This is a genomic window from Propionibacterium sp., assembly GCF_047719395.1.
Lineage (GTDB): Bacteria > Actinomycetota > Actinomycetes > Propionibacteriales > Propionibacteriaceae > Propionibacterium.
The window spans coordinates 31,849-54,224 of the sequence record NZ_JBDNTB010000008.1 but is presented as its reverse complement, the minus strand read 5'-3'; the positions used below and the strand labels follow the sequence as shown (position 1 = coordinate 54,224).

16 protein-coding genes and 1 pseudogene are annotated in these 22,376 nt (G+C 66.5%); 4 read left to right on the top strand and 13 right to left on the bottom strand.

Annotation, left to right across the window (positions count from 1 at the left end):
* The 3 genes from ABF648_RS02495 to ABF648_RS02485 are packed head-to-tail and all read left to right on the top strand — an operon-like array spanning position 1 to position 2,811.
* Positions 1 to 1,020 (top strand): ABC transporter substrate-binding protein, encoded by a 1,020-nt coding sequence (locus tag ABF648_RS02495; protein WP_415630724.1) that lies wholly within the window; start codon positions 1 to 3, stop codon positions 1,018 to 1,020.
* Position 1,021: 1 nt separating this feature from the next.
* Positions 1,022 to 1,714 carry a GTP-binding protein gene (locus tag ABF648_RS02490; RefSeq protein ID WP_415630714.1) on the top strand — a complete coding sequence of 231 codons (693 nt, stop codon included), beginning with the start codon at positions 1,022 to 1,024 and terminating at the stop codon, positions 1,712 to 1,714.
* Positions 1,711 to 2,811, top strand: coding sequence for an ATP-binding cassette domain-containing protein (locus ABF648_RS02485; protein WP_415630713.1), 1,101 nt, complete (start codon positions 1,711 to 1,713; stop codon positions 2,809 to 2,811). The genes ABF648_RS02490 and ABF648_RS02485 overlap by 4 nt, the downstream gene beginning before the upstream one ends.
* Before the next feature lie 30 nt (positions 2,812 to 2,841).
* On the opposite strand, the gene ABF648_RS02480 is transcribed toward ABF648_RS02485, so the two are convergent.
* The 9 genes and pseudogenes from ABF648_RS02480 to metH all read right to left on the bottom strand — a co-directional run bounded on the left by ABF648_RS02480 (position 2,842) and on the right by metH (position 16,694).
* Positions 2,842 to 5,577, bottom strand: coding sequence for a cation-translocating P-type ATPase (locus tag ABF648_RS02480; RefSeq protein WP_415630712.1), 2,736 nt, complete (start codon positions 5,575 to 5,577; stop codon positions 2,842 to 2,844).
* A gap of 35 nt (positions 5,578 to 5,612) precedes the next feature.
* Positions 5,613 to 7,118, bottom strand: a complete 1,506-nt coding sequence (locus tag ABF648_RS02475; protein ID WP_415630711.1) for an MFS transporter — start codon at positions 7,116 to 7,118, stop codon at positions 5,613 to 5,615.
* A gap of 132 nt (positions 7,119 to 7,250) precedes the next feature.
* Entirely contained in the window at positions 7,251 to 8,600 is a 1,350-nt protein-coding gene (gene der, locus ABF648_RS02470; RefSeq protein WP_415630710.1) for a ribosome biogenesis GTPase Der, read from the bottom strand.
* A gap of 47 nt (positions 8,601 to 8,647) precedes the next feature.
* Positions 8,648 to 9,319 carry a (d)CMP kinase gene (gene cmk, locus ABF648_RS02465; protein WP_415630709.1) on the bottom strand — a complete coding sequence of 224 codons (672 nt, stop codon included), beginning with the start codon at positions 9,317 to 9,319 and terminating at the stop codon, positions 8,648 to 8,650.
* Between the two features lie 58 nt (positions 9,320 to 9,377).
* Positions 9,378 to 10,508 carry a prephenate dehydrogenase gene (locus ABF648_RS02460; RefSeq protein ID WP_415630708.1) on the bottom strand — a complete coding sequence of 377 codons (1,131 nt, stop codon included), beginning with the start codon at positions 10,506 to 10,508 and terminating at the stop codon, positions 9,378 to 9,380.
* 1 nt (position 10,509) lies between these two features.
* Positions 10,510 to 11,196: a proteasome subunit alpha gene (gene prcA / locus ABF648_RS02455; protein WP_415630707.1), complete on the bottom strand. Its 687-nt coding sequence runs from the start codon at positions 11,194 to 11,196 to the stop codon at positions 10,510 to 10,512.
* Complete coding sequence (prcB, locus tag ABF648_RS02450; RefSeq protein ID WP_415630706.1) at positions 11,193 to 12,059, bottom strand: proteasome subunit beta; 867 nt, start codon at positions 12,057 to 12,059, stop codon at positions 11,193 to 11,195. The genes prcA and prcB overlap by 4 nt, the downstream gene beginning before the upstream one ends.
* A 53-nt stretch (positions 12,060 to 12,112) precedes the next feature.
* Positions 12,113 to 13,066: pseudogene (locus ABF648_RS02445) on the bottom strand (tRNA (adenine-N1)-methyltransferase); the annotation flags it as partial.
* Positions 13,067 to 13,199: 133 nt separating this feature from the next.
* Positions 13,200 to 16,694 (bottom strand): methionine synthase, encoded by a 3,495-nt coding sequence (metH, locus tag ABF648_RS02440; RefSeq protein WP_415630705.1) that lies wholly within the window; start codon positions 16,692 to 16,694, stop codon positions 13,200 to 13,202.
* Positions 16,695 to 16,953: 259 nt separating this feature from the next.
* Here metH and ABF648_RS02435 point away from each other — a divergent pair, with 259 nt between their 5' ends.
* Entirely contained in the window at positions 16,954 to 17,784 is an 831-nt protein-coding gene (locus tag ABF648_RS02435; RefSeq protein WP_415630704.1) for a PAC2 family protein, read from the top strand.
* Between the two features lie 13 nt (positions 17,785 to 17,797).
* Here the strand turns inward: ABF648_RS02435 and ABF648_RS02430 are convergent, their stop codons facing one another.
* The 4 genes from ABF648_RS02430 to fmt all read right to left on the bottom strand — a co-directional run bounded on the left by ABF648_RS02430 (position 17,798) and on the right by fmt (position 22,342).
* Positions 17,798 to 19,129: an aminopeptidase C gene (locus tag ABF648_RS02430; protein ID WP_415630703.1), complete on the bottom strand. Its 1,332-nt coding sequence runs from the start codon at positions 19,127 to 19,129 to the stop codon at positions 17,798 to 17,800.
* Positions 19,130 to 19,229: 100 nt separating this feature from the next.
* Entirely contained in the window at positions 19,230 to 19,910 is a 681-nt protein-coding gene (rpe, locus tag ABF648_RS02425) for a ribulose-phosphate 3-epimerase (protein ID WP_415630702.1), read from the bottom strand.
* Between the two features lie 81 nt (positions 19,911 to 19,991).
* Entirely contained in the window at positions 19,992 to 21,401 is a 1,410-nt protein-coding gene (locus ABF648_RS02420; RefSeq protein ID WP_415630701.1) for an RsmB/NOP family class I SAM-dependent RNA methyltransferase, read from the bottom strand.
* Complete coding sequence (fmt, locus tag ABF648_RS02415; RefSeq protein ID WP_415630700.1) at positions 21,398 to 22,342, bottom strand: methionyl-tRNA formyltransferase; 945 nt, start codon at positions 22,340 to 22,342, stop codon at positions 21,398 to 21,400. The genes ABF648_RS02420 and fmt overlap by 4 nt, the downstream gene beginning before the upstream one ends.
* Positions 22,343 to 22,376 lie beyond the last annotated feature (34 nt).

Genomic DNA, 22,376 nt, shown 5'->3' with positions numbered 1-22,376 from the left:
ATGATCGGTATTCCGGACCTGCTGAAGCAGCACTCCACCCCGCACAAGATCGACTTCAAGGTCGAAGTTCCGTGCCCGATGAAGAACCGCTTCCAGGCAGCGTTCGACCAGTTCGAGCGGGATCATCTGATGGCGACCGGTGAGCGTTTCTACAGCTTCGTCCCCAATGCGTGCGGTGAGCACGTCGACGGCACCGGCACCATTCGTGACCTGGCTGCCATGACCGATCCCGACCAGCTGCCCGACATCTGCATCGATTTCGCATCGGGGCCTTTCGGCTCCCCCGCGATGGTGGACCGCTTCGTGTCCAAGGGCGTGTTCGACAAGGTCATCGACGTGTCGAACACGCCTTTTCTCATTGCCGCGGATCGGTTCACCGACTCCTACGGTGCATACAACATCTTGGCTTTGAATCCCGAGGTCATGCTCGTGGACACCCGGGCTCTCAACGGCCGTCCGGCACCGCATTCATTCGAGGACATTCTCGATCCGATGTGGGAGTCGAGCGTCTGTCTCCCGGACAACCACCAGACCATCGGTACGAGGCTCCCCACTGCCGTCTGGCAGCGTTTCGGTGAGGACGGCCTGGCAGCTCTGGAACGCAATGCCTGCACCGCGATGAATGGCCCGACGGTCGCGCGGAGCGCCGGACACGGAACCCCGCAGGCCGCCGTGTACATGATCCCGTGGGTCTTCGCGCGTGGCGCCGCTCGCCCGGGCAGGGTCGATCTGGTGTGGCCCGAGGACGGCGCGAACTGCAACCCCGTCATCCTCATGGTGAAGCGGGATCGCGCGGAGAAGAACAACGCGCTGCTCGACTTCGTGCTGTCGGACACGATGGCCCAGGTCTTCGCCGACAACCAGATCCCCTCCACCCGCCCCGGCACCGACAACGGCATGCCCGAGGGCGCGAAGGTGCGTTGGCTGGGCTGGGACCACGTGCTCTCCGGCATCCAGCCGACGCTGGACGCCGAATTCGGCCTGCGTTTCGCCCGTTTCCACCACCAGAACTCCTGCTGAGATGCGTTTCGTCACTGTCGCCGGGCCGCCCTCGGCGGGCAAGACCTCGGTCATCCTCGCGACGATCGATCACCTGCGCTCCAAGGGCCTCAAGGTGGGTGTGATCAAGTTCGACTGCCTGTCCACCTCGGACGCTTCTGTATACCGGCGTCACGATGTGACGGTGCAGGTGGGACTTGCCGGCAGCCTGTGCCCGGACCACTTCTTCATCACCAATGTCGAAGAAGCCCTGCAATGGGGCCGCAAGCAGGGCTTCGACCTGTTGATCAGCGAATCAGCCGGTCTGTGCTCGCGCTGCTCACCGCATGTGCGGCATGTGCTGGCGGTGTGTGTGATCGACAATCTGTCGGGCATCAACACACCCGACAAGATCGGCCCGATGCTGCGTTTCGCCGACGTCATCGCGGTCACCAAGGGAGACATCGTCTCCCAGGCCGAGCGCGAAGTCTTCTACGACCGCATCAACAAGGTGAACAGGCTTGCCAGGGTCATGCCGGTCAATGGCATCACCGGGCAGGGCGCCTTCGCGCTGAGCAGGGTGTTTGCCGAGCAGCCGGACACCGACACCCTGATCGGCAACTTCCTGCGTTTCTCGATGCCCTCGGCGCTGTGCTCCTACTGCATCGGGCAGACCAAGATCGATGAGAGCTTCGCCTCGGGCAATCTGCGCCGGATCAGGTTCGTGGAACGATGAGTCAGGCAGAGGCGCCTGGTATCAGCGGCACCGAGATGGACATGGATCTGGCCGAGCAGGTGCTGGTGAAGCGCAGCATCGGCGACCTGCTCGAAGAGCATCCCTACATCGAGAACTTCTTCTCTGCGGTGCGCCTTGAGACCGATGAGCCGCAGCGCAGTGTCGTCGAGGTGCTCGACGAACAACCCGACGAGTACTTCGCCGACTACGGGCTCACCAAGTCCTCCTTCGCCGGCGCCATCGTGGACTTTGTGCAGCGTGTCAGCGCCCAGGAGGACGAGCCCGAGCAGACCATCACGAGCATCACCCTGCTGCCGGGCCATGACAAGTCCGGCAATCCCGAGGCAAAGGGTCTGACCATCCAGGCGGGCCAGGTGACCTGCATCGTCGGTCCGACGGGTGCAGGCAAGACCAGGCTCCTGGAGGACATCGAGTCCCTCGCCCAGGGCGACACCCCCACCGGGCGCAGTGTGCTCATCAATTCGGCGCTGCCCACCGACGACCAGCGTTTCCGTCTGGGGCATCGGCTGGTCGCCCAGCTCACCCAGAACATGAACTTCGTGATGGACCTGCCTGCCCAGGAATTTATCACCCTGCATGCCGGCAGCCGCCAGGTGGACGATCCGGAGGCGATCGCCAGGGAGGTGATCGCCTGCGCGAACGAGCTTGCCGGGGAGGCCTTCGACCCGCAGACTCCACTCACCCAGCTGTCCGGCGGGCAGTCGCGGGCCCTGATGATCGCCGACACCGCGCAGGTGTCGGGTTCACCGATCGTGCTGATCGACGAGATCGAGAATGCCGGCATCGACCGCCGCCAGGCGCTGGACCTGCTGGTCAGCGCAGACAAGATCGTGCTGATGTCCACCCATGACCCGATCCTGGCGCTGCTCGGTGACCGCCGTGTGGTGATCGCGAACGGCGGCATCGCCGATGTCATCGACACCACACCCGGCGAGCGGGCCAATCTGGCCTTCCTCAGCCAGATGGACGGCTTCCTCAACGGCCTCCGGCAACGAATTCGCAGCGGCGGACGCTTCGAGGACGACCTCAGGGCCGAGTGGCAGGACCAGCCGCAAGCCTCGTCGAGCGCGAGCTGAACGAGGGCCTGCTCCTCGCTCGACCGGACCTCACTCCCCGCGGTGCCGCAGCATCGTGATGGCTTTGCCCGCCTCCACCACCAGGAAGACGAAGACCGCGGTGCCCAGTGCCCAGAGCCACTGCGCGTAATTCATCGGCGCCGAGGCGAACAGGTCGTTCAGGAATGGCACATAGACGAACAGCAGCTGCAGCACGATGAGTGATCCGGCCGACCACCACAGCACCCGGTTGTCCCGCAGCACCCGCGGTGTGAGGGAGCTGGAGTCGAGGAATCGGCAGTTGAACAGATAGCCGAGTTGGGCCAGCGCCAGTGTGGTCACAGCGGTGGTCTGGGCCTGGTCGATCGGTGCCCCGTGGTCCTTCTGCCACAGGAAGACCGCCAGCGTGACGGCTGCGATCAACAACGAGACTGCGATCACCCTTGTCAGACCGGCACGGTCGAGGATGGATTGCCGCTGGTCGCGCGGCGGTTTGCGCATCGTGTCGGGTTCGGCGGGTTCCCCTGCCAGCGCCAGGGACAGCGTGACCGAGGTGATCATATTGATCCACAGCACCTGCACCGACTCGAGCGGCATGGTGAGGCCGAAGATGACCGCCACCAGGATGACGAGGGCCTGACCGCCATTGGTGGGCAGCAGGAACAGCACGGACTTGCGGATGTTCGCGTAGATCCGGCGTCCCTCTTCGACGGCGCGTTCGATGGTGGCGAAGTTGTCATCGGCGAGCACCACATCGGCGGCCTCCTTGGTGGCCTCGGTGCCCTTGACACCCATCGCCACTCCGACATCGGCCTGGGTGAGGGCTGGGGCGTCGTTGACGCCGTCACCGGTCATGGAGACGACCTCGTGATGATGCTGCAGCGCCTTGACGATGCGGATCTTGTGCTCGGGGCTGGTGCGGGCGTACACGTCGACGTCGGGAGCGGCCATCTGGAGCTGCTCGGTGGTCATGGCCTCCAGCTCTGCACCGGTGAGCACACGGTCATCCGGGCCGTCGAGGATGCCCATGTCGTGGGCGATCGCCACCGCGGTGCCCGCGTGGTCGCCGGTGATCATCTTCACCCTGATACCTGCCGCGCGGCATTGGGCGATGGCGTCGATGGCCTCCGGGCGGGGCGGGTCGATGATGCCGATCAGGCCCACCATCTGCAGACCCTCGGCGACATCGGAGTCTGCCAGGGAATCGGCATCGTCAGCCGCGGTGGTCCGCGCCGTGGCCAGCACCCGAAGACCTCGCCCGCCCAGCTCGTCGATCTGGGCGGCCCAGAAGTCCCCGTCGAGGGGCTGGTCCTCGCCGCCGGCGTCGAGCTGGCTGGAGCATCGGGCAATCACCCGGTCGGGCGCACCCTTCACGAGAATGCTGCGCTCGCCACCGCTGTGGGCGCCCACCAACACGGCCATGTACTTGTGTTCGGAGTCGAAGGGGATCTCGCCGTCCCGTTTCCACGACTCGGTGTCGAAACCTGCCTTGCGCGCCATGACGTGCAGCGCGCCTTCGGTGGGCTCGCCCAGCAGCGTCCAGTGGCCTTCGTCGTCGCGGCGCACGGTGGCGTCATTGCACAGCGCCGAGATTTCGACGAGCGCTGCGACATCGGGAAGGTCCGAGGTGGTGATCCGCTTGCCGTTCTCGGTGAATTCGCCTTCTGGGGAATAACCCAGACCACTCACATCGAGTTCTCGGCCGGCGGTGCGAATCACCTCGGCGGTCATCTCATTCTGGGTGAGGGTGCCCGTCTTGTCCGAGCAGATCGTGGTGACCGAGCCGAGCGTCTCGACAGCGGGCAGCCTGCGGGTGATCGCCTTGCGCTTGGCCATCTGCTGAACACCGAGGGCCAAGGTGATGGTGACGAGGGCGGGAAGACCCTCGGGGACGGCAGCGACAGCCATTCCGATGGTCGCGGACAGCAGATCACCCGGGCTCATGTGGTGGATGACATGACCGATGATCCCCATGATGATGGTGACGATCATGATGCCCCAGACGATCGTCTTGCCGAGCCGGCCCAGCGAACGTGACAGCGGAGTCTCCAAGGGCTCGACCTCGGAGACCATGGTTTGGATGCGGCCGAGTTCGGTGTCCTTGCCGATGGCGACGACCACGCCGGTGGCAGAACCCGCCGACAGGATGGTGCCCGAGAACAACATCGAGGAGCGATCCCCGATACCGGCGCCCGCCTCGACCGACCTGGCGTCCTTCTCCGCAGGCACTGACTCACCGGTGAGTGCGGATTCCTCGGCCCGGGCCCCGGAGCTCTCCAGCACTCGCATGTCGGCCGGGATCCTGTCCCCTGGCCGCAGCCGCACGATGTCGCCCACCACCAGCTGCTCGGCGTCCACGCTGACCCATTCGCCGTCCCGTCGCACGTGTGCCTCGGTGGAGAGCATCCCCTTGATGGCGTCGAGCGCCTTTTCCGCACGCCCCTCCTGGATGACGCCGATCGCGGTGTTGATGACGGTGACGGCCATGATGACCGCGAAATCGACCCATTCCCCCATCACCGCCTTCAGCAGGGCCGCGATGAGCAGCACGTAGATGAGCACATCGTTGAACTGGCGAGCCACCTTGCGCCACCAGGGCTCAGGTGCGCGCTGCTCGAGCAGATTCGGGCCCTGTTGTTCATGGCGGCTGGCCGCCTCGTCGTCCTCAAGACCCTGCGGAGAGGCCTCAACCACGCCCAGTACCTCGTCGGGTGGCATCGCCCAGACGGCGGACCGATCCTCGGTGTCAGCCTGATCGGTGTTCTTGGCCACTTCGGTGCTGCTCATGAGTCTGTCTCCTGTGCTCTTCTCGGCGTAGGTGCTTAGCTTTCAGGTGTCAGTGCGGTTACTCGTGGGCGGCGCGGCAGGGTGAAGACCAGTCCGAAGGCGATGATCGACAGGGCGACGCTCACCGACATGGCCAGGGTGGCGGAGTACGCGAAACCGGACGCCAGTTCGGCGCGGCTGCCATGCCCCACATTCAAGGTGCCGAACATCACCGAACCCACTGCGGCGATGCCGATGGCTGCGCCAATGCGCTGGGCGGTGTTGAGCACGCCGCTGGCCGCCCCTGCGTCCCTCGGATCGACAGTGGCCACCACGAATTGCTGGTTGGGCGCGATGAATATGCCGCTGCCCAGGCCGCCGACCAGGAAGGGGGCCGCCAGCATCCAGATGGTGAGGTCCAGCGGCGGCACCCGCCACAGCAACACCAGAGTGGCAGCGAGACCGACCACGACCATTCCCAGGCCCACCATCAGGACGCCGCGTCCGTAACGGGCCGCCAAGCGGTGGCTCAGTGCGGATCCGACGAAGCTGCCGACGGCGAAGGGCAGCGTCATGAACCCGGCATTCAGCGCGGAATGGCCGAGGCCGGCCTGCCACAACAGGGCCAGCACGAAGAAGATGCTGGTGAAGGCCGCGAAGAAGACCATCGCCAGCACATTTCCCCAGGTGAACGAGCGGTGCATGAACAGATGCGGTGGCACCAATGGGCTACCCCCGTTGTGCTCGGCATGGCGCTCCCACAGCGCGAACACCACGAGCAGCACCACACCTGCGGCCAGGCTGGCGAAGGTCCACACCGGCCAGCCCTGCTCCTGGCCTTCGATGAGTGGCACGAGCAGGCCCACCAGGCCGGCCGAGACCAGTACCAGGCCGAACCAGTCCAGCCCGGAGGATCCGGACGTCGACGCACCATGGGTGCCACGCCTCGGCAGCACGATGAGTCCGGCGATGATGGTGGCCACGCCGATGGGCAGGTTCACGGCGAAGATGAGACGCCAGCCATCGGTCTCACCGAAGGCCTGGATGATCAACCCGCCGATCAGTGGGCCCAGTGCGGTGGACACCCCGATGACCATGCCGAGCAGGGCGAAGGCCTTGCCACGGGCGGGGCCTTGGTACATCAGCTGGATGAGTGCGGTGACCGTGGTGAAGAAGATGCCGCCTCCCAGGCCCTGCACGACACGGGCCATGACCAGCTGTGTGCTGTCAGTGGCGAGGAAGCATGCCAGCGAACCGAGAGTGAACAGCGCGATGCCTACCAGGTAGATCCACTTGTGGCCGATCCGGTCGCCGATGCGCCCTGCCGGGATGAGCGCGAGCCCGAAGGTGAGGGCGTATCCGGACACGATCCACGACAGCGTGGACTCCGAGGCGGTGAGGGACTGCCTGATCGGGGCCAGCGCCACATTGACGATGGTGGTGTCGAGCAGTGCCATGAATGCCCCGGCCAGCAGCACGGCGAGCGCAGGCCCGGTGCGCCGGGGCGCCGGAGCCCGTCCTGTCACTGTGGCTCCCAGTAGATCGGTCTTGGCGACGGCCACACGAGCTCCTTCATCTGCATCGAGGACTTTCAGGCAGGGCTGCGCCGCAGCAACCGGGCAGCGCCCGCACACGCTCCGGACAGCGATGCAAATACCTTGCGAGCCTATCGGCCCGCACCAACAACCCCGGATTCAGCGGTCCTTGCGCTTGGCACGGGCCCGGATCTGGATATGGATCGGCGAGCCGACAAAGCCGAATTCCTCACGCAACCGGCGCTCCACGAAGCGCACATAGCCGGGGTCGAGCTGACCGCTGGTGAACAGCGCGAACGTGGGCGGGCAGTCCTGGGCCTGGGTGCCGAAGAGGATGCGGGGCTGCTTGCCGCCGCGCAGCGGATGCGGGTTGGACGCGACGATCCTGCCCAGGAAGGCGTTCAACTTGCCGGTGGTGATGCGGGTGGTCCAGCCGCCGATGGAAATGTTGATCGCCTTGGCGAGCCGGTCGACATTGCGCCCGGTGAGCGCAGAGATGTTCACCGACGGGGCCCACGACCAGGCCTGCAGATCGCGTTCCACCTCACGTCGCAGATAGCGCTGGCGCTCCTCGTCGGTGAGATCCCACTTGTTGAAGGCCAGCACCATGCCGCGGCCGGCCTCCTCGACTCCGGACAGGATCTTGAGATCCTGCTCGCTGACCGGCTCGGCGGCGTCGATCACCACGACGCAGATCTCGGCGCGTTCGATGGCCGCCTGGGTGCGCAGCCAGGCGTAGTACTCCGAACCGGAGGCTTCCTTGACGCGCTTGCGGATGCCCGCGGTGTCGATGAGCCGAAAGGCCTCTCCCCCGATCTGCACCAGCTCGTCCACCGGGTCGACGGTGGTACCGGACACATCGCTGACCACCGAGCGGGTGGACCCGGCGAGCCGGTTGAGCAGCGAGCTCTTGCCCACATTGGGCTTGCCGACAATGGCCACCCGGTGCGGGCCGCGGTTCGCGTCGTCGTAGCTGCCCCCTGGGTGGGCGGGAAAGGTCGCCACCAGGGCGTCGAGCAGATCACCTGATCCGCGACCGTGCAGGGCAGAGACGACATGGGGCTCGCCGAGACCCAGATTCCACATCGACGCGGCATCGGCCTCGAAACGGGGGTCGTCCACCTTGTTGGCAGCGAGCACAACCGGACGCTTGGATCGGCGCAGCACCCGCACCACAGCCTCGTCCTCGTCGGTGGTGCCGACTGTGGCGTCCACGACGAACAGCACCGAATCGGCCAGCTGGATGGCGGTCTCGGCCTGCTCTGCGATCTGGGCGGCCATCCCCGAGGCATCGGAGATCCAGCCACCGGTGTCCACGAGCACGAAATCATGGCCGGCCCATTCGGCGTCGTAACTCACCCGATCCCGGGTGACGCCCGGGGTGTCCTGCACGACGGCCTCGCGCCGGCCGAGGATGCGGTTGACCAGGGTGGACTTGCCGACATTCGGGCGCCCGACCACCGCGACGACGGGACGTGGGGGCATTGCGGGAGCATCGGCGGAGGACATGATGCCCACGCTAGTCGATCACGATGGATCCGGCCTTGTGCCGGGATTCAGCGCAGCTTCTCGGGCACCAGCGCGATCACCTGGTCGATGACCTGACCGAGATCCAGCAGCGTGGAGTCGATGAGCTCGACACCGGGCGCGGGGATCTCGAATTGGCTCACTGTGGCGTCCTTGCGGTCGCGGTCGACGATGGAGCCCCTGACCTCGCCGTGGCCTGGGCGTCCCCGCACTTCCGCGGCCCTGCGTGCAATCCGGATCTCCGAATCGGCGATCAGCAGCACCCGGACCGCCGCCTGCGGCCACACCACCGTGGTGATGTCGCGGCCCTCCACCACGATCCTGCGGCAGGACACGATGGTCTGGCGCATCTGAGCGGTGAGCAGCTGACGCACCTGCGGGATGACGGCCACCGTGCTCACATTGGCCGACACCTCCGGCCGACGGATCTCACGGGTGATGTCGTGGCCGTCGAGCACGACGGTGGGATGCTGTGGATCGACTCCGACCTGCAGGTCGGCCGTCTCGGCCCTCACGAGCAGTGCGGCCTGGTCATTGGGATCGATGCCGTCGGTCTGGCATGCCCACGAGATCGCCCGGTACATCGCACCGGTGTCCAGGAAGGCCATTCCCATCCGGCATGCGACCCCGCGCGCAGTGCTGGACTTACCGGCCCCGCTGGGGCCGTCGATGGCGACCACGAGTTCGGGCTTGTCGGACATTGATGTGCTCCTCATGGGTTCGGTCGCGCCGGTTTCGGCGATGCGGATGCTCATGGCCTCAGGATCTCAGGCCCCAGCCGGCGGAGCTCATCGCCGCACGCAGATCCGCGGCACGGTCGGCGCCGACTGCCACCGACAGATAACCGGCGGGTTTGGCGATGTCGTGCTCGATGGACAAATCCTCAATGTTGACGCCCTGCGCCTGGATGTCGGCGAACAGCCTTGCCAGCGCGCCGGGGGCGTCGGGAATTTCGACCACGACGGTGTCCAGGTTGGTGGTGGATCGGCCGTGCTTTCCTGGCAGCGCCGCGACGCCCTGCTGACCCTCTGCTATGACCTCTCCCACGCCGGCGGGTTCCTGCGCTTGGATCGCTTCCAGCATGCGGTCGAGATCGTCTCGTACTCTGCGCAGCTGGGCGGCGATCTGCTCGTGGTTTGCGGTGATGATCTGACCCCACAGCACGGGATCCGAACCGGCAACCCGCGTGACATCGCGGACCCCCTGACCGGCCAGCAGCAGATCTCCCGAGGGCACATCGCGCAGCCGGGCGGCGGTGAGTGAACTCATGATCTGCGGCACATGGCTCACCTCGGCGACGGCCCTGTCGTGGTCGGCCGGGCTGAGGTGGATCAGGCGCGCGCCGCAGACCGCGACGAGGCTTTCCACCGTGCTGACCGCATCGGGGGTTCCGGTGCCGTCGGCGATGACCCAGCGCCGATCGACGAAAAGCTGCGGGGTGGCGGTGAGCGGACCGGAATACTGCGAACCGGCCATTGGATGGGAGCCCACGTAGCGGTCAAGATTCAGTTCACGGGCACGCAAGGCCTCGACGACCGGCGTCTTGACGGAAGCCACATCGGTCACCACTGCGTGGCGGTAGTGCTTCAGCGCCCGCTCCACGACCTCCGGTACGGCGTCGGGCGGCACGGCCACGACGACCAGTTTCACCTCGCGAGCTGCCGGCGGCGTGACGGTTCCGGCGCCGATGCCCGCTGCGACCAGGGCATGGGAACGCCGCCGGTCCCGCAGGTGCACGGTGGCTCCGGCGCGGGTGAGCGCACATCCCACCGAAGCACCGACCAGACCGGCCCCGATGACGACGACCGGACCCAAGGCCTCTGCTCGCTGGTCAGTGCCCGGTGGTGTCGGGGCAGTGACCATGGTGCGGAGATTCTCCTGATCGACCATCTCAGTCCTGACCGCCCATCAGCTGGGCGACGGCGTCTGTGCTGAGCCGGGCGAATTTGCGGGGTTGGACACGGGTACGATCCAGCACCGCCGCTTCGATGTCGCCCGGATCGGGAGTTTCACCGAGCAGGCCGGTGACGGCCTCGCGCAGCACCGTGCCGAGGGATGCCTCGGGGTCGTGGTGAGCGGAGAGGGCGTGTTCAAGGGTCTCCGCTGAACCACCGATCACCAGTAGATCCTCACTCTCGGCGACCGTGCCGTCGAAACTGATCCGGAAGATGGTGTCGTCTGCGGCTTCCAGTCCGACCTCTGCCACGACGAGTTCCACCTCGAGTGGTTTGTCGCCGCCGGAGCTGAAGGCAGCGCCGAGCAGTTGGGCGTAGGAATTCACCAGCCCACGGGCGGCGACATCGGACCGGTCATAGGCGTAGCCGCGCAGGTCGGCGTAGCGCACCCCGGTGACCCTGAGGCTCTCGAACTCGTGGTAACGGCCCACCGCACCGAAGCCGATCTGGTCGTAGATCTCGGAGATCTTGTGCAGGCTGCGGGAGGCATTGGCGGCCACGAAGACGATGCCGTCGCGGTATCGGGCGGTCACCACCGAGCGGCCGCGGGCGATGCCCTTGCGGGCGAACTCTGCCCTGTCCTTCATCAGCTGGTCAGGGGAAACGTAGAAGGGCATGCTCATGGCAGCGGTGCCTCCGGGCCGTCGGGACGCACCATGCGGGCCTCGATGAGCCGCGCGGACAGCTCGGCCACCTCTTCGGAGGTCCACCGGCGGATGCCACCGGCCCCAGCACCGATCACCACCGGATACAGGCCACGCGCGATGTCGGGACCACCGGTTGCGGAGTCCTCGTCGGCTGCGTCGAACAGCGCTTGGATGCAGGCCAGCGCGGCACGCTCCTCGTCGAAGTCGGCGCGATACAGCTTCTTCAGTGACCCGCGTGCAAAGGACGCACCCGAGCCGGTGGCAGCAAAGGCGGTCTCCGCGTAGTGCCCGCCGGTGGCGTCATAGCCGATGATCCGACCTGCTGCCGCTCTGGTGTCCCAGCCGGCGAACAGCGGAACGACCACGAAGCCCTGCATGGCCAGTCCCAGGTGTTCGCGCACCAGCGTGCCGAGCCGGTTTGCCTTGCCGTCGAAACTGAGCGGCGCACCCTCGATCTTCTCGTAGTGGGACAGCTCCACGGCGAACAGCTTGGCCAGATCAACGGCGAACCCGGCTGCCCCGGCGATACCGACCAGCGAGTGGTCGTCGGCGGGAAAGACCTTCTCGATGTCACGTTGGGCTATCTCGTGGCCCTGCGTGGCGCGTCGATCCCCGGCCATCACCACGCCGCCCGGGTGGCGCAACGCGACGATCGTGGTGGCCTGGGGACCGAGGGCCGATGCGGGCACAGCCACCGAGTCCGGGGGAAGGATCCGGGGCTCCACGGTGTGCGCCAGGTCGAGGAAGGACGAGCCGGATGCCGACAGCAACGCGGCATTGAAGGCGCCGCCCACAGTGCGGCTGGCCTGGACGCCGGTGCGCCGGATCGGGTCAATCATCGGGCCCAGACTACCCATCCAGGTGGGCGGCCCGGCAGCCGTGCCGGGAGCTGTCATCGCGTCCTGCGCAAGGCCTTGCGGACCGCGGGCGCGATCTGCTGGGAGTCGTCCTCGTCGCGTGCCCTGTTGGCCTCCAGATGTTCGGGGGCGACATTGCGCGGCAGCGGCCCGTGGTAGTCGGCGCCGTAGGCACCGGGTGCTGGACGGCGGCGCTTCACCGGGGCGAGCACACCGGGAGCCATCCGCCGGCTCATCACCAGGAATCCCGTGTGCGCGCTGGTGCCGTGCCCGGGCCGGATGGCCAGCCCCTCGGCATGCCACTCTCGCACGGTGGTCTCGGTGAGCTTCGGTTCGGTGAAGCCGCCGTGGGCGCGCAGCTGGTCCGCGATGCGTCCCATCTGCGTGGTCGTGGTGACATAGCAGCACAGCATCCCGCCGGGCTGGAGGTGCTCGCCCACCACGTCGATGCACTCCCAGGGGCGCAGCATATCGAGGATGGCGCGATCGATCGGCTCATCGGAGATGTTCTCCACGAGGTCGCCGACCGTGACCTGCCAGCCCGGATGCCCGTGACCGAGGAATTCGGCCACATTCCGCTGTGCCACTTCGGCGAATTCGGGGCGGCGCTCGTAGCTGTGCAGGTGGCCCGCCGGCCCGATGGCGCGCAGCAGGTACAGGCTCAGCGCCCCTGAGCCGACACCGGCCTCCAGCACCCTGGCACCTGGGAAGATGTCTGCCCACATGAGGATCTGCGCGGCGTCCTTGGGATAGATGACGGCCGCCTCGCGCGGCATGGCCACGGTGTATTCGTTCAGCAGCGGTCGGAAGACTGTGAATTCGGTGCCGCCCACGGTCTTCACCACGATCCCCTCGGGCTCGCCGATGATGTCATCGTGCGACATGCCGCCCTTGGTGGTGTGGAAGGTCTTGCCGGCCTGGAGCACCAGGGAATGCCGGTGGCCCTTCATGTCGGCCAGGGTGACGCGCTCGCCCTCGCGCAGCACGCCGGTGGTGACGCCTGACCAGGCCGCCGGGTCCATCTCGCTCAACGCGTCTCCTTTGTGCGTTCCGCTGCGCGGGCGTGCTTCAGCTTGCCGCAGGTCACGGCTGCCCAGTCTCTCACCTGAGCCCGTATGGCGCTCATCGAGCATTGAAATACTTGGCCTCCGGATGCATCACGAGGAATGCATCGGTGGACTGCTCGGGATGCAGCTGGTATTCCTCGCTGATCTCCACACCGATGCGTTCGGGGCGCAGCAGATTCACCATGATCGCACGCTGCTCCAGGTCAGGGCAGGCCGCATAGCCGAAGCTGTAGCGGCTTCCCCGATAGGCCTGGTCACGCAGCATCCCCTTGAGGTCGCCGTCCTCGCCGGCCACGCCCAGTTCTTCGCGGATCCGGTGGTGCCACAGCTCGGCGAGTGCTTCGGCCAGCTGCACCGACAGCCCGTGCAGTTCCAGGTAGTCGCGGTACTCGTTGGCCTCGAACAGCGTGCCCGTTGCCTTGGTCAGCTTGTCACCCATCGTCACCAGTTGCAGGGGCAGCACATCGGGGCCCCATTGTTCGGCTTCGCCGCGGTCGCGGAAGAAGTCGGGGATGCACAGCCGGCGCTGCGCCCGCTGGCGGGGAAAGCTCATCGTTGCGACGCTGGTGTCCAGATCGTCCGGGTGCTCGGGATCGAGCACCACCAGTTCATTGCCCTGCGAGAAGCAGGGGAAATAGCCGTAGACGACGCCGGGCACGGCGAGTCCCTCGGCCTGGACCCGGTCCAGCCAGCCGCGCAGCCGGGGCGTGCCCTCGTGCGCCAGCAGCTCTTCGGAGGACTCGCCGCCATGCACCGCCTTGAGACCCCACTGGCTGACGAACAGCGCACGCTCGTCCAGCCATGCCGCGATCTCGCCGAGTGGTATGCCCTTGGAGACTTTCGTACCCCAGAAGGGTGCGGTGGGCACCTCGACACTGCCGGGCACCGGGCGCGCCACCTCGGAGCGGACCTGCTCCTGGTCATTTCCAGTGTCGGACAGTGACGCCGTACGGCGCAGTCTGCGGGTACGCGGAGCAGGCAGATGCGCCCCCGGCACGCCATGCTTGACGGCCATCACAGCATCCATCAGGGCCAGACCCTCGAAGGCATCCTTGGCATAGCGCACCGTGCCGCCGAACTGGCCCTGCAGGTCCTGCTCGACGAAAGCCCTCGTCAACGCGGCACCACCGAGCAGCACAGGATATTTCTCCGAGAGGCCGAGGCGGTCCAATTCGGCGAGATTGTCCTTCATCACCATGGTGGACTTGACCAGCAGCCCGCTCATCCCGATGACATCGGCGTTGTTCTCCTCCGCCGCCGACGCGATGGTGGAGATCGGCTGCTTGATGCCGAGGTTCACCACCTTGTAGCCGTTGTTGGACACGATGATGTCCACCAGATTTTTACCGATGTCGTGCACATCGCCGGCGACCGTGGCCAGCACGAGGGTGCCCTTGCCGGCCTCGTCGGTGGCCTCCATGAAGGGCTCCAGATGGCTCACTGCCATCTTCATGGTCTGCGCCGACTGCAGCACGAAGGGCAGCTGCATCTGGCCGGATCCGAACAGCTCGCCGACCACCTTCATCCCGGCCAGCAGATCGGTGTTGATGATGTCCAGGGCCTGCCTTGTTTCCAGCGCCTCGTCGAGGTCGGCCTCCAGACCCTTCGTCTCACCGTCGATGATGCGGCGCTGCAAACGCTCGTTCAGCGGCAGCGCAGCCAGCTCAGCGGCCCTTCCGGCCCTCATCTCGGCGGCGGTGACACCCTCGAACAGCTCGAGCAGCTTGGTGAGGGGGTCGTATCCCTCGCGGCGGCGGTCGTAGACCAGATCCAGGGCCACCTGACGCTGCTCTTCGGGAATCCTGTCCATCGGCATGATCTTCGCGGCGCGCACGATGGCCGAGTCGAGCCCGGCCTCCACCGCCTCGTGCAGGAAGACCGAGTTGAGCACCACCCGGGCGGCCGGGTTGAGCCCGAAGGAGATGTTGGACAAGCCCAGTGTGGTGCCCACCCGGGGGTGACGCTTCTTCAGTTCACGGATCGCGTTGAGGGTCTCCACGCCGTCGCGGCGAGTCTCCTCCTGGCCGGTGGCGATCGGAAAGGTGAGGCAGTCCACCAGGATGTCGGCCTCATCCATGCCCCACTGGTTGGTCAACGTGTCGAGCAGCCGCTCGGCCACCCGCAGCTTCCATTCGGCGGTGCGGGCCTGGCCCTCCTCGTCGATGGTCAGGGCGACCACCGCGGCGCCGTGCTCCGCGACGACGGGCATCACCCGCTGGAAACGCGAGGTGGGACCGTCGCCGTCCTCGAAGTTGACGGAGTTGATGATGCAGCGGCCGGGCAGGTGTTCCAGGCCGGACTGGATCACCGCCGGTTCGGTGGAGTCCAACATCACTGGCAGGGTACTGGCAGTGGCGAAACGCGACGAAAGAGTGGCCATGTCCGCGCTGCCATCGCGTCCCACGTAGTCAACGCACAGATCGATGACGTGAGCACCCTCACGGCTCTGGGCGCGCGCAAGGTCGACGCAGTCGTCGATACGGCCCTCCAGCATGGCCTCGCGGAAGGCCTTGGAGCCGTTGGCGTTGGTGCGCTCCCCCACGGTGAGGTAGCTGGTGTCCTGGTGCAGCGGCACCTCGGAGTACAAGGAGCTCACCGCATTCAGATGCTCCGGGGTGCGCGCCACCACCGGGCGATGCTCACCGATGACCCGGCGGAGCGTGGCGATGTGTTCTGGCGTGGTGCCGCAGCAGCCGGCCAGCGAGGCCAGCCCGTCGCGCTCGGCATAGTCCTGCAGCGCTGCCGCGAACTCGTCCGGTGTGAGCGGATAGACCGCGCCCTCGGCGGTGATCTGCGGCAGCCCGGCGTTGGGCATGGCCATCAGCGCGCACTCGGCGTGGGATGCCAGATAGCGCAGGTGCTCACTCATCTCCGCCGGACCGGTGGCGCAGTTCAGTCCGATGACGTCGATGCCCAGCGGCGCCAAGGTGGTCAGCGCCGCACCGATCTCGCTTCCCACCAGCATCGTGCCAGTGGTCTCCACAGTCACCGAGACGATGATCGGAAGATCCACCCCGGCCTGTTCGCGGGCGCGTTTCGCGGCGATGACGGCGGCCTTGGCCTGCAGCAGGTCCTGGCAGGTCTCGATCTGGACGGCATCGATGCCGCCGCGGATCATCGCGGCGATCTGCTGCTGGAAGGCGTCGCGCACCGTGACGAAACCCACCTGGCCCAGTGTGGGCAGCTTCGTACCCGGGCCGACCGAGCCGAAGACCCAGTGCTCGCCGGGCGCAGCGTCGACCTCCTCACGGGCGATGCGGGCACCGGCCTCGGCAACCTCCTCGAGCCGGTCGACGATCCCGTACTCGTTGAGCGCTGCGAAATTCGCGCCGAAGGTGTTCGTCTCGACCCAGTCCGAACCCGCCTCCAGGTAGGCACGATGGATTCCGGCGACGATCTCCGGGTGGGTGATGTTGAGGATCTCGTTGCAGCCGTCGTAGCCCTGGAAATCATCGAGGGTGAGGTCATGCTGCTGCAGCATGGTACCCATCGCACCGTCCCCGATCAGTACCTCATGACCCAGACGTTGACGAAGACCCGTGTTCTGCACGCGCCCAAGAGTAGGCGTAGCGGCACAAGGACGCATTTTCTCGCGTACTGGCGGGAATCTCGTGCAGGCCAGCGCAGGCACGCGCGAACAGCAGGTGCTCGCTGTGTCCCAGACGCATCTGCGTATGCGGTGACTCGTGGTCGGCGTATGTTCGCACATCCATCAGCGTGAAGCGCTGCGTCAGCACGGAGCTGGTGCGACCATTCCGCTGCAAGGTGAGTCGGTAGGTGGCCAGGCCACGGATCGGTAATCTGTGCCCATGACAGCGGATCTTGGGAACTTGCGTGATCCCGTAGTCATCGCCGCATTCGAAGGCTGGAATGACGCAGCGGACGCTGCCACGGAAGTGGTCAACCATCTGGCTCAGACCCACTCCACCGACATGGCCTGGGAACTCGACAGCGAGGACTACTACGACTTCCAGACCACCCGTCCGCGCATCGAACTCACCGAAGACGGGCGCCAGCTCCGCTGGCCGAGCACGCGGGTCTCGGTCTGCCATCTCGCCCATCGTGATCTGGTGCTGGTGGCCGGCCCCGAGCCGAATCTGCGCTGGCGCGGCTTCTGCTCGGCGCTGGTCTCCTCGTTCCGCACGGTGCGGCCCTCAGCGGTGATCCTGCTCGGCGCGATGCTCACCGACACCCCGCACACCAGACCGCTTCCGGTGAGCGCATCCAGCACCGACGAGCGGCTGATCTCCGAAATCGGTATCGAACCGAGCAACTACGAAGGTCCGACCGGCATCATCGGTGTACTGGCGGAATCCTGCCACCGTGCGAAGCTGGAATGCATCACACTGTGGGCCTCGGTGCCGCACTATGTGGCGAGCCCGCCGAACCCAAAAGCCACGCTGGCGCTGCTCACCCGTGTGGAGGACCTCATCGACGAGGCACTGGACCCCGGCGAACTGCCGGAGCTCACGAAGGCGTGGCAGCGCGGGGTGGACGAGCTGGCCGAGGACGATCCCGAGGTCGCCGAGTACATCCAGAGCCTGGAGGAGCAGCAGGACTCCCAGGGCCTGCCCGGCAGCACCGGTGACACCCTCGCCGCGGAGTTCCAGCGTTATCTGAGACGCCGCAACGAGAAATGAACCCGGGCCCCGTTCAGGCCAGGGCGCCCAGCGGATCCCACAGCGGCAGCACGCGAGGCTCGATGTCCAATGCCGCCAGTTGCTCGGCGCTCAGCGCAGGCTTCGGCACCGCCACTTCGAAGACGTACTGGTCGAACCAGGAGTCGTTCATCGTGAAGAAGCCCTTGTCGGCCTTGTCATCGCCCCAGGAATTCTCCACCCGCCAGCGGCGCGGCGTCCCATCCACGAGGTCGACGCCGGTGAACAGCATCGCATGGGTCATCAGGGATTCCCCGGTGAGCATCCGGTCTGCCTTGGTGGTGCCCATTTCGATGCCGTAGAGACCTTCGTAGTCGTGCAGCGCAGCATCCCAGATACCGCGCTCGCGATCGGACTGCTGCACGGTGTCGCAGCCGAACCAGACCGGACGCCCGGCGCAGATGATGTCGGCGACGATCTTCTTGAGTTGGGAGATCTCGGTGTTGAGGTACAGGATCGGGCGCCCGCCGACGACATTGCCGAGCTGATCGACGGTGTAGGTCTTGAGGTATTCCGAGCTGGGACGAGGATCGTTGACCAGGCAGACATAGTCGGCCACGTCGACGGTGAGCACCTGCTTGGCGAACTCAAGCGGGGTCAGTTCGCCGCCGCTCACGAAGTTCTTGTCCTTGTCGCGGTATTGCCAGCAGAAGCTCGTCGGCGGTGTGCCGAGATGGATGGTGAGCACCCGGTGGATCTGCTCCAGCACAGCCAGCCTGGCCTCGTCGGCCGCACCGCGGGTGGCGCCGTCGCGCACCAGAAGGGCTCCGCGGCGCAAGATCGCGGCGAGCTGCTTGTTCATGGCGCGCGTGTTCGAGCTGGACTCGGTCTCCGGCATCGCGTACTTCGGCACCACGCCGTACTTCTTGACCAACGAGACGAACATGTCCCACTGTCCGCCGTCGCCGATCGGGTCGGCGAGCAGCTGGTGAACGGTGCGGTCGTCGAGATCGCGGTCGGCGAGCTCGGTCATGGCGGTGAGGAACCAGTTGGCCTTCTCGAGCTTGTCCCAGTAGTGCTGGTAGTTCTGGCTGAACTCGAAGCCGTCGTCGAGCTTGAGCTTCCCGATCACCTGGCCGCGCAGGAAATTCAACCCGCTGAACAGCCAGCATCTCCCGCTCTGCTTCTGGTTGGCGGCCTTCCAGGTGTCCACCTTGTTGGACATCGAGATGTCGATGGACGTGACGATGCCGCGGTCCAGGCTCAGCTTGTCGACACTGGTCGTGGTGACGGCATTCTGCGCGACCCGTGCCGCCGGATCGGAGGCGAATCGCTCGGACAACGAATTGAGGGTGGCCTGGTCCAGGGCGGTGCTCACAGTGTTCACGGGTCCCTAGGCTAGCCGCGCCCGAAATACCCGGGGCGGCAAGGAAACCGCATTCAGAATGCGGACCTTCCGGGACATGGACGAGTTCCTGCCCAGCGGACTAACGGCCGGCGCATCCCGAGAACTCGCAGGATGAGGCCTTCTGGCGCAGCGCCTCCACCATCGCCTCCGGATCATCGGCGCCGAAGACCGCGGTGCCGGCCACGAAGACATCGGCCCCTGCCTCGGCGCACCGCACGATGGTGTCGAGGTTGACCCCGCCATCCACCTGGATGCCGATCTGCTGCCCGGTGCGGCGCACGATCTCGCGGGTGCGGGCGATCTTGGGCAGCACCAGGTCGAGGAACTTCTGGCCGCCGAATCCGGGCTCGACCGTCATGAGCAACACCTGGTCGAGTTCGGTGACCAGATCGGCATAGGGCTCGATCGGGGTGGCCGGCCGAAGGGCCATGGACGCACGGGAGCCGAGCCTGTGCAATTCGCGGGCGAGTCTGATGGGTGCCGTGGCCGCCTCGACGTGGAAGGTCACGGATTCGCAGCCCGCCTCGGCGTACTGGGGTGCCCAACGGTCCGGGTCCTCGATCATGAGATGGATGTCGAAGGGCAGGTCTGTGTGACGGCGAAGCGACTCAACCACCGGCAGCCCGAGGGTGAGGTTCGGGACGAAATGGTTGTCCATGACGTCCACGTGCACGGAGTCGGCGCCGTGGATGCGTTTCAGCTGTCCTGCCAGATCGGCGAGGTCGGAGTTGAGGATGCTGGGCGTGATGCAACATGGCACGGGTCACAGTGTAGGGGTGAGCCTGCGGAGGAAACCCGCCGCCGGTTGAGGTTGAGCATCTGCGCACGCTGCATTCACTGTTCAGTTTTTGCGCAGAAGCGCAAGGAACATCGCATCGGTGCCGTGGCGATGCGGCCACAGCTGCACGAATCGGGGATCCGTGGACGCGGCGCAATCGGGGACCTCGGGCAGCAGCGCCGGAGCATCGAGGATCTCCACATCGGATTCGGCCCCGGAGACCACCCCGATCGTCTCGTCGCGGTGCGGTGAGCAGGTGACATAGGCGACGATCCCACCGGGTGCGCAGACCCGCAGTGCTGAAGCGAGCAGCTCGCGCTGGAGTTCGACCAACTCGGGAATGTCTTCCGGCCAGCGGCGCCAGCGCGACTCCGGGCGGCGGCGAAGGGCCCCCAGCCCCGAGCAGGGCACATCGGCCAGCACGAGTGAAAAAGATCCAGCGTCGAAAGGCAGATCGGTGCCATCGCCGGTGACCACCCGGTGACCGCTGTAGTGGTAGCGGCGCAGCGCCAGAGAAACCAGGCGCGCGCGGTGCGGCTGGGCCTCGTTTGCCACCAGATAGGCGTCGTGATCAGGGGCGATGCCGCGCAGCAGGGCGCTCTTCCCGCCCGGGCCGGCGCACAGGTCCAACCATCGGCCACCGGTCAGTTCGGGGACCCGCGAGACGGCCAGGCAGACGAGCTGGCTGCCCTCGTCCTGCACGCCGGCGCGGCCCGATCGCACCGAGGGAAGCTCGGCAGGATTGCCGGGTCGCACTGCGCCCCAGGGTGACCAGCGGGTGGCTTCCGCGCCGGTGTCGAGCAGTTCTTGGCGTTCGCACAGGCCCGGCCGCACCACCAGAGTCGGCTCGGCGGGCGCGTTGTCCGCCGCCAGCAGGTCGTCCAGTTCGCCGGCGGGCAGCACATCGGCGAAGGCGTCGATGATCCACTGCGGATGACCGGTCACCAGCGACCTGTACCGCTGCTCGTCGCCGCCGGCGAGCTTGCCGGCCCAGCCCTCGAGGTCACGCTGGGAGACTTTGCGGAGCACCGCATTGACCAGGCCGGTGACGCGCTCCCCCACCACATTGCCAGCCAGCGCCACGGAGGTGTCCACTGCTGCCCGCGCGGGCACCCGCATGCCGAGCAGCTGGTGGGTGCCGAGCCGCAGCACGTCGAGCACATCGGGCTGCAAACTGTCCAGAGCCCGCCCTGAGGCTGTTTCGAGGATGTCGTCATAGCTGCCGATCATCCGGCAGGTGCCGAAGACAAGTTCCGTGACGAAGGCCGCGTCCCGGCCGCTGAGTTCCTGCTCCTCGATGACGTGGTGGCAGGCGAGATTGGCATAGGCGCCGTTGCGGTCGATGTCGCGCAGTGCTTCCAGGGCGGTGCGGCGGGGACGGTCCAACCGCCTGCGCGTGCGGTCGGGGCGCGGGCGATCGAGGCGCCCGCGGCGCGGATCGGGCCGGTTGTTGCGCTCGGTTCCCGGATTCATGCGTCCCCCTCGTCCAGACGCTCCCCCGGCCCTGGTTTGGCGCCGCGCGCCCAATCGGCGCCGTTCATCGCCTTTTTGCCGAAGGCCTGCACCCGGATCAGTTCGAGATTGCCCTGCCCGGTTCCGGCCAGCAGTGTGTGGGCACTGGCGGCCAATTCACCGGGAGCCAGCGCAGCGTCGTCACCGCTGGATGCTGCAACACGCGCGGCGAGGATCTTGAACCTGCGCTGTTCGAAGGTGCTCCACGCCCCGGGCGAGGGACTGGTGCCACGAATGAGCCGCGCCAGGTCCTCAGCAGGGAGTTTCCAGTCAATGTGGGCATCCTGCACGCTCACCTTGTGGGCAACCGTGATGCCGTCGTCGGGCTGGGCGATGGGCTGGCTACCAGCGGAGATGTCGTCGAACGTGCCCACCAGCTGATCAGCGCCGCTGACCGCCAGGCGCTCGAGGAGCTCCCCAGCGGTCTCGTCCGCCGTCACCTCCACCTCGTCTTGGCGAAAGATGGGACCGGCATCGAGCTGCTTGACGATCCTGAAGGTGGTGGTGCCCGTCACGGTGTCACCGGCCATCAGGGCACGCTGCACGGGTGCGGCGCCACGCCATCTGGGCAACAGCGAGAAGTGCAGGTTGATCCATCCGTGCACGGGGATGTCGAGCACCTTTTGGGGCAGCAGCGCACCATATGCCACCACGGCACAGGCCTCAGGGCAGATCTCGGTGAGCCGGGCGACGAAATCCGGATCGCGTGGGCGCTCCGGTTTCAGGACCGGCACTCCCAACTCGCCGGCCGCCTGCGCGACGGGTGATGCGACCAGCTTCTTGGAGCGCCCCAGCGGTGCATCCGGCCGTGTCACCACGGCCACGACCTCGTGACCTGCGGCGATGAGAGCCTTGAGACTCGGGACTGCCATCGCCGGTGTGCCCGCAAAGGCAATCCGCATTGTTCCCTCCCGGTGGCGCCCATGACGACGCGAC

Excerpts from the sequence above, each read along its gene's own strand:
- ABF648_RS02495 (WP_415630724.1), top strand. The coding sequence starts at position 1 with ATGATCGGTATTCCGGACCTGCTGAAGCAGCACTCCACCCCGCACAAG.
- ABF648_RS02490 (WP_415630714.1), top strand. The coding sequence starts at position 1,022 with ATGCGTTTCGTCACTGTCGCCGGGCCGCCCTCGGCGGGCAAGACCTCG.
- ABF648_RS02485 (WP_415630713.1), top strand. The coding sequence starts at position 1,711 with ATGAGTCAGGCAGAGGCGCCTGGTATCAGCGGCACCGAGATGGACATG.
- ABF648_RS02480 (WP_415630712.1), bottom strand. The coding sequence starts at position 5,577 with ATGAGCAGCACCGAAGTGGCCAAGAACACCGATCAGGCTGACACCGAG.
- der (WP_415630710.1), bottom strand. The coding sequence starts at position 8,600 with ATGTCCTCCGCCGATGCTCCCGCAATGCCCCCACGTCCCGTCGTCGCG.
- cmk (WP_415630709.1), bottom strand. The coding sequence starts at position 9,319 with ATGTCCGACAAGCCCGAACTCGTGGTCGCCATCGACGGCCCCAGCGGG.
- ABF648_RS02460 (WP_415630708.1), bottom strand. The coding sequence starts at position 10,508 with ATGGTCGATCAGGAGAATCTCCGCACCATGGTCACTGCCCCGACACCA.
- prcA (WP_415630707.1), bottom strand. The coding sequence starts at position 11,196 with ATGAGCATGCCCTTCTACGTTTCCCCTGACCAGCTGATGAAGGACAGG.
- prcB (WP_415630706.1), bottom strand. The coding sequence starts at position 12,059 with ATGATTGACCCGATCCGGCGCACCGGCGTCCAGGCCAGCCGCACTGTG.
- ABF648_RS02435 (WP_415630704.1), top strand. The coding sequence starts at position 16,954 with ATGACAGCGGATCTTGGGAACTTGCGTGATCCCGTAGTCATCGCCGCA.
- ABF648_RS02420 (WP_415630701.1), bottom strand. The coding sequence starts at position 21,401 with ATGAATCCGGGAACCGAGCGCAACAACCGGCCCGATCCGCGCCGCGGG.
- fmt (WP_415630700.1), bottom strand. The coding sequence starts at position 22,342 with ATGCGGATTGCCTTTGCGGGCACACCGGCGATGGCAGTCCCGAGTCTC.